6 protein-coding genes and 1 pseudogene are annotated in these 6,755 nt (G+C 72.2%); 5 read left to right on the top strand and 2 right to left on the bottom strand.

The window, feature by feature from the left end; genetic code table 11:
• Positions 1–37 precede the first annotated feature (37 nt).
• From A3Q37_RS20855 to A3Q37_RS20875, 5 genes are all read left to right on the top strand, one after another.
• Complete coding sequence (locus tag A3Q37_RS20855; protein ID WP_065486891.1) at positions 38–1,942, top strand: ATP-binding protein; 1,905 nt, start codon at positions 38–40, stop codon at positions 1,940–1,942.
• A 114-nt stretch (positions 1,943–2,056) separates the two neighbouring features.
• Complete coding sequence (locus A3Q37_RS20860; protein ID WP_065486897.1) at positions 2,057–2,473, top strand: roadblock/LC7 domain-containing protein; 417 nt, start codon at positions 2,057–2,059, stop codon at positions 2,471–2,473.
• Entirely contained in the window at positions 2,470–2,826 is a 357-nt protein-coding gene (locus A3Q37_RS20865) for a DUF742 domain-containing protein (protein ID WP_065486899.1), read from the top strand. Before A3Q37_RS20860 ends, A3Q37_RS20865 begins: the two co-directional genes overlap by 4 nt.
• On the top strand, positions 2,807–3,424 hold the full coding sequence (locus A3Q37_RS20870; protein ID WP_065486900.1) for an ATP/GTP-binding protein: 618 nt from the start codon (positions 2,807–2,809) through the stop codon (positions 3,422–3,424). Before A3Q37_RS20865 ends, A3Q37_RS20870 begins: the two co-directional genes overlap by 20 nt.
• Positions 3,421–4,716: a cytochrome P450 gene (locus A3Q37_RS20875; protein WP_065486902.1), complete on the top strand. Its 1,296-nt coding sequence runs from the start codon at positions 3,421–3,423 to the stop codon at positions 4,714–4,716. Before A3Q37_RS20870 ends, A3Q37_RS20875 begins: the two co-directional genes overlap by 4 nt.
• Before the next feature lie 105 nt (positions 4,717–4,821).
• Here the strand turns inward: A3Q37_RS20875 and A3Q37_RS20880 are convergent, their stop codons facing one another.
• Both A3Q37_RS20880 and A3Q37_RS20885 read right to left on the bottom strand, forming a co-directional pair.
• The gene (locus A3Q37_RS20880; RefSeq protein WP_065486924.1) at positions 4,822–5,973 is read right to left on the bottom strand and encodes a cytochrome P450; all 1,152 of its coding nucleotides are present in this window, start codon (positions 5,971–5,973) and stop codon (positions 4,822–4,824) included.
• Between the two features lie 196 nt (positions 5,974–6,169).
• Positions 6,170–6,755: pseudogene (locus A3Q37_RS20885) on the bottom strand (cellulose-binding protein); the annotation flags it as partial.

A 6,755-nucleotide genomic window follows, 5' to 3' on the forward strand; every position in this document is an offset into this window, starting at 1 on the left:
GCCAGAACCCGTACCAGCCAGTCAGCGGCGGAGGCCGATGAAAGCGCCCGGGACCGCGACAGCGCCGCTTGTGGCCGTGCTGTCCGTGCTCGCCGTCGCCGGAGCCGTGGCCGTGGTCCTGGCCCCGGCCGGGGCGCGCGGCTGGGCGGTGGCGGTGGTGCTCACCGCCTGGGTGGTCCTGGCCGTCACGCTCGCCGTCGTGCACACCGTCGCCCGGCGGACCCAGCGCGCGGCCTCGGCCCGGACCGCCGAGGCCGAACGGCTCAAGACCTCGCTGACCGCGCTCGAAGCGGACACCGCCCACACCGCCGACGTGGCGCTGCCCGCGCTGCTCCGGCTCGTACGCGGCGGAGTACCGGCCGCCGATGCCCTCGGGCGCGTCCCGCTGCCGCGCGGACCGCGGCAGCGCAAGCTGCTGCACGCCCTCGCGGCCACCGTCGAGGGGCAGGAGCAGCAGACCGCCGCCCTGCGCACCGAGAGCACCCGGATCCACGACGAGCTGGGCCGGGAGAACGCCCGGCTCCGCGAGGAGATGCACGCCCTGACCTCCGAAGTGGAACGCTTCACCCGCGAGACCCTGCCGGGTGTGGCCGCCCGGCTCCGTGAGGGCGAGTCCGGTGCCGCCGTGCAGGCCGAGGTCTACCTCCCGGAACAGCCCCTGCTGCGCGCGTCCGTCGAGGCCGTCCTCCGGGAGCTCGCGCTCAGCGAACGCCGCGCCCTCGCCGCGCAGACCGCGTCCGCCAAGGCGCTCAGCCGCGTCCAGGCGAAGTCCGTCAGCATGCTCGCCGACCTGCGCAGCATGCAGGAACGTCACAGCGAAGAGGTGTTCGGCGATCTCCTGAAGCTGGACCACAGCACCTCTCAGCTCGGCCTGATGACGGACCGCCTCGCCCTGCTGATGGGCGGCCGGCCCAGCCGCGCCTGGAACCGGCCGATCGTCATGGAGAGCATCCTGCGGGGCGCGGTCGGCCGGATCGCCGCCTATCAGCGGGTACGCCTGCACTGCTCGTCGAACGTCGCCATCTCCGGCTTCGCCGCCGAAGGCGTCATGCACCTGCTCGCCGAACTGATGGACAACGCCGCGAACTTCTCGCCGCCCATCGACGAGGTGCATGTGTACGTCGAGGAGCGCGGCACCGGCATCGTCGTCACCATCGAGGACAGCGGCCTGAAGATGGCCGACGCGGCGATGCGGCGGGCCGCGGACTCCGTCGCCGGGCGGATGAACGACCTCGCGGCCCTCCAGGGCACGCGCCTCGGCCTCGCCGTGGTGGGGCGGCTCGCGCTGAAGCACCGGATCAGCGTCAACTACCGGCCGTCCTCGCGCGGGGGCACCGGTGTGGTCGTCCTGCTGCCGAGGCATCTGATCGCGCAGGAGTCCCGCGAGAGCCATCCGGCCGCGTCGGGCCTCCGGGAAGCCACGGTCTCGGCCGCCCCGAGCCCCCGGGAAGCCACCGTCCCGCCCGCGCCCGCCCCCACGGCCACGCTCGCGCCGGAACCCGTGTCACCGGAACCCGCGACGCCGGTGCCCACGCCCGTAACGCCACCGCCCAGTCCCGCGCCCGTACCCGCGACGCCCTCCCTGCCGGACCCCGTCACGCCGACACCAGCCCCCGCCCCCGACCCCCTCGTCGTCCGTCCCCGGGAGCCCGAGCAGCCCGCGGTCCGTCCGGCGGCTCCCGCCTCCACCCCCGGTGGCCTCCCCGTCCGTACGCCCGGTCGCACCATGGGTGAGGCGGAGCGTGAGCGCGGCCGTCACCGCGGGGCGCCCGCGCCCGCCGCCTCGGCGAACCCGCGGGGCGACACCCCACGGGCCACCCCGCCCCGCACCGCGGGCCAGCAGTTCGGCGCCTTCCAGCGCGGCCGGCGGCCCCCGGGCAGCCCGGCGGCAGCGGAGCGGCCGGACGCCGGGACCGTACCGCCGCCGTCCCCCGCGCCGTAGCCAGGAACGCCATCCACAGGGTGTCCGGGTCCACCGGACGCGCTCGCCCGAACATCCGAGATTGGAGGTACGGGACGTCGGCCGGATCCCGGCGCCACGGTCCCGTCACTCATCATGCAGACAACGGACAACAGCCTCACCTGGCTCCTACAGAGGCTGCTGGAGCAGACCCCCGGCACGCGGCACGCCCTGGCCCTGTCCCGCGACGGGCTCAAGCTCTGCTGGAGCGAGCACCTCACGCTCGACCAGGCCGACCAGCTGGCGGCCATCTGCTCGGGCATGCAGGCGCTGGCGCAGGGCGCGTCCATCGAGTTCGGGGACGGTTCCGGCGGCGTACGGCACTCGATGACCGAGTTCCACGGCGGCCTGCTCTTCATCGTCGAGGCCGGTGAGGGCGCGCATCTGGCCGTCGTCGCCACGGAGGAGGCCGACCCCAGCATCGTGGGCAACCAGATGACGCAGATGGTCGCGCAGATCGGCGAACACCTGCGCGCCGCGCCACGCGGCACCGTACCGGGGAGTCCCTCGTGACCCGGCGCCCCGTCGACACCGGAGCCCCCGACCGGCTCTACACGGTCACCGGCGGACGCAGCCGCGCCCCGGACTCCTTCGACCTGGTGACCCTGGTGGTCAGCGAGTGCCGGCCGACCCCCGGCATGCAGTCCGAGCACGCGCGGATCCTCGAACTGTGCGGCCACCCGACCGCCGTCGTCGAGATCGCCGCCGAACTCTCCCTCCCCGTCACCGTGGTCCGCATCCTGCTCGACGACCTCCACGTCATGGGCCGGATCACCGCCCGCCATCCCCGGGTGGCCGCCTCACCGACCGAACTCCCCGACTCCGAACTGCTGAAGGAGGTGCTGCATGGTCTCCGGAAGCTGTGAGCTGCCCGCCCGGCGCACCCCGCTGGCCGACGCCGCCGAGACCGGCCTGAAGATAGTCGTCGTCGGAGGGTTCGGCGTCGGCAAGACCACGCTCGTCCGCTCGGTGAGCGAGATCCGGCCGCTGAACACCGAAGAGGTCATGACCCAGGCGGGTGTCGGCGTCGACGAGACGAGCGGTGTCGACGCCAAGACGACCACCACGGTCGCCTTCGACTTCGGCCGCATCAGCCTCAACGAGCGCATCGTGCTGTACCTGTTCGGCGCCCCGGGGCAGGAACGCTTCTGGTTCCTGTGGGACCGGCTGTTCTCCGGCACGCTCGGCGCGGTCGTCCTCGTGGACACCCGCCGGATGGACGACTCCTGGTACGCGATCGACCGGCTGGAACACCACGGCACCCCGTTCGTGGTGGCGGTGAACCGGTTCGACGACGACGTCGCCCACCCGCTCGACGAGATCCGCCAGGCCCTGGCCCTGCCCGAGCACATCCCGATGATCGACTGCGACGCCCGGGTCCGGACGTCCAGCAAGAACGTCCTGATCACGCTCGTCGACCATCTGCGCACGATGGCCATCGCCCGGGAGACGACACAACCATGAGCACCTCCAGCCCGTCCTTCGATCCGTCCCTCGATCCGTCCTTTGCCCCGGCCGCCTCCACCGCCCCTTCCGGCTGCCCGGTCGCCCCCGGTGCCGTACGCCTGTCCGGAGCCTCCTACCAGCAGACGCCCACGGAGCTCTACCGCTCGCTGCGGCGGGAGCACGGCGCGGTGGCGCCGGTCCTGCTCGACGGTGACGTACCGGCGTGGCTGGTCCTCGGGTACGCCGAACTCTCCTACGTCACCACGCACGACGAACTGTTCGCCCGGGACTCGCGCCGCTGGAACCAGTGGGACAGCATTCCGCCGGACTGGCCGCTCCTGCCGTTCGTCGGCTACCAGCCGTCGGTGCTGTTCACGGAGGGCGACGAGCACCGGCGCAGGGCCGGCGTCATCACCGAAGCGCTGGAGGGCGTCGACCAGTTCGAGCTGGCCCGCGACTGCCGGCGCATCGCGGAGCGGCTCATCGCGGACTTCGCCGGGAGCGGCCGGACGGAGCTGATGAGCAGTTACGTCCACGCCCTGCCGATGCGGGCCGTGGTCCAGATGTGCGGGATGCCGGTGTCGGGCTCGGACACCCAGCAGCTGGTGGACGACCTGCGCATCTCGCTCGACGCCGGTGAGGGGGACGACCCGGTGGCGGCGTACGGGCGCGTCGGCGACCGGCTGCGCCAACTGGTCAAGGACAAGCGGGCAGCGCCCGGTCCCGACGTCACCTCCCGCATGGTGACGCACGGGGCGGGCCTCTCGGACGAGGAGATCGTCCAGGACCTGATCTCGGTGATCGCCGCCGCCCAGCAGCCCACCGCCAACTGGATCTGCAACACGCTGCGGCTGCTGCTGACGGACGAACGCTTCGCGGTGAACGTCTCCGGCGGCAGGCTCAGCGTCGGCGAGGCGCTGAACGAGGTGCTGTGGCTGGACACTCCGACGCAGAACTTCATCGGCCGCTGGGCCGTACGGGACACCCAGCTCGGCGGCCGGCACATCCGGGCGGGCGACTGCCTGGTCCTGGGGATCGCCGCCGCCAACACCGACCCGGAGATCTGGCCGGAGGCGTACGTCGGGGCCGAGAACTCCGCGCACCTGTCGTTCAGCGGCGGCGAGCACCGCTGCCCCTACCCCGCACCGCTGCTGGCCGATGTGATGGCCCGTACGGCGGTGGAGACGCTGCTGGAACAGCTGCCGGACCTGATGCTGGCGGTCGAGCCGGAGGAGCTGAGCTGGCGGCCCTCGATCTGGATGCGGGGGCTTTCGGCGCTGCCGGTGCAGTTCAGCCCGATGGCGCAGTAAGCGGGTGGCCGGAGTTCCGGGGCCGGTTCCGAGGCCGGAATCCGTGGTCCCGGGGCCGGTTCCGAGGCCGGAATCCGTGGTCCCGGCCCCGGCCCCGGCCCGGTGTCAGCCGGACACCGGTGTGAAACGCACCGGCAGGCTCTTCGGCCCCCGGGTGAACACCCCGTTCTCGACCGGGTCGAAGCCGTCGGCCAACCGCAGATCGGGCATGGCGTCCAGCAACTGGCCCACGCCGGTCTCGACTTCGGACCTGGCCAGCAGAGCACCCACGCAGAAGTGCCGGCCGAGCGCGAACGCGAGATGGTCGGCCGCCGCCGAGAACGCGTTCGTGGCGCTCAGGTCCTCGCGGAAGATGTCGAAGACATCGGGGTCGCGGTAGCGGTCCTCGTCACGGTTGGCGGAGCCGATCAGGCAGGTCACCGTGGAGCCCGCCGGTACGGTGCCGCCGCTCAGCTCCACGTCCGCCGCCGACTGGCGCATGATCATGTGGACCGGCGGGGTGTAGCGCAGCGTCTCGGCGAAGGCGCGGGCTATCAGGCTCCGGTCGGCGCGGACCGCCGCCAACTGGTCCGGGTGCGTCAGCAGGTTGGCGAAGATACCGGCGATGGCCTTGTCGGTGGTCTCCCCGCCCGCCGCGAGCAGCAGACTACAGAACGCCTTGACGTCCTCGTCGCTCATCCGGACACCGTCGACCTCCGCGGTGCACAGCGTCGACAGCAGATCGTCGCCGGGCGCTTCCCGCCGTTTCCGGATGATCGGCAGCATGTACTCGGCGAACTCGACGCGCGTACGTTCACCGGCCCGCGCCACGTCCTGATCGCCGGAGAGATTACCGAGAAAAGCGATGACGGCCGTATACCAGCCGTGAAAACGCTCATAGTCGGACTTGTCCAGACCGAGCATGTCCGCAATGACGTTCACGGGAAATCGGGTGGCGTAGTCGGCGACCAGATCGACGGAACCGGCACCACGGAACCGGTCGATCAATTCGCGCGAATTGCGCTCGATGACCGGTAAGAACTTGTCCCGCAGATCGGCGCCCCGGAAGGCGGGCGCGACGAGGGCCCGGCGTACGGCGTGCTCGCGCCCGCTGAGCTGGAGAATCGTCCGCCCGTGCACGGGCTCGATCTGCCAGTCGTAGTTCTCGGTGGTGAACTCACCGGCTTTGTCCTTGAAGACGCGCTCCACGTCCTCGTACCGCGAGACGATGTAACTCTTGGTGGCCTCGTGCCACAGGAGCGGCGTGTCCTGCCGCATACGGCGATAGGCCGCATACGGGTCTCTCTCGAACTCGGGCGACAGAATGTCCGGTGCTCGGACGGTCATGACCACTCCCTTGCAAGCAGAACGGGGGAACTGCGAGGTGCATGACTTATTCAGCTCGTGCCGGCGGATATATGCAAGAGCCACGGGTTGCGAACTCCCCTGTGGCCGGGGGTGCGTGAGACGGCGGTCAGCTGTCCTCGCCTTCCGCCGCCCCCTCGCCTTCCGCTGTCCCCTCGTCCGGCGTCACGTCGTCCGGCGTCACGCGTCCCGTCAGCGCCGCGAGCGAGCTGCGTACGTGTGCCATGTGCGCCTGGGCCTCCTCGCGGCCCTCCTCGTGCTCCCGCAGGATCCGTTCCGTCTCCCGGACCACCCGCTCCTCCCGGACCCGGGCCTCGGCCAGCAGCTCCGCCGCCCGCGCCTCCGCGTTCTCCTGGCCGTGCCGGGCCGCCTCCTGCGTGGCGGCGAGGTGCCGGCCCGCCTCCGCGAGCAGCGCCTCCGCCCGCTCGGTCAGCTCCGCGTGCCGGGCCGCCAACGCGGCTTCCTGGGCGGCCAGTTCGGCCTCGGCCGCCTTGCGGCGCTCCGCGTGCTCCTGCTCCTGGTGGGCCAGCACGCTCGCCGTACGGTCACGGGTCGCCGCCATCGCCGAGGCGGCGGCCGCCCGCACCTCCTCCGCGTCCTGCCGGGCCGCCGCCAGGAGCCCTTCCGCCTCCCGGGCCGCCGCGGCCACCCGCTCATCCGCCGCCCGGTCCGCCGCCGCGCGCACCTCCTCGGCC

This window comes from Streptomyces sp. PTY087I2 (genome assembly GCF_001687325.1).
Lineage (GTDB): Bacteria > Actinomycetota > Actinomycetes > Streptomycetales > Streptomycetaceae > Streptomyces.

Coding starts and splice junctions, on each gene's coding strand:
- A3Q37_RS20860 (WP_065486897.1), top strand. CDS start 2,057: ATGCAGACAACGGACAACAGCCTCACCTGGCTCCTACAGAGGCTGCTG.
- A3Q37_RS20880 (WP_065486924.1), bottom strand. CDS start 5,973: ATGCGGCAGGACACGCCGCTCCTGTGGCACGAGGCCACCAAGAGTTAC.
- A3Q37_RS20855 (WP_065486891.1), top strand. CDS start 38: ATGAAAGCGCCCGGGACCGCGACAGCGCCGCTTGTGGCCGTGCTGTCC.
- A3Q37_RS20870 (WP_065486900.1), top strand. CDS start 2,807: ATGGTCTCCGGAAGCTGTGAGCTGCCCGCCCGGCGCACCCCGCTGGCC.
- A3Q37_RS20875 (WP_065486902.1), top strand. CDS start 3,421: ATGAGCACCTCCAGCCCGTCCTTCGATCCGTCCCTCGATCCGTCCTTT.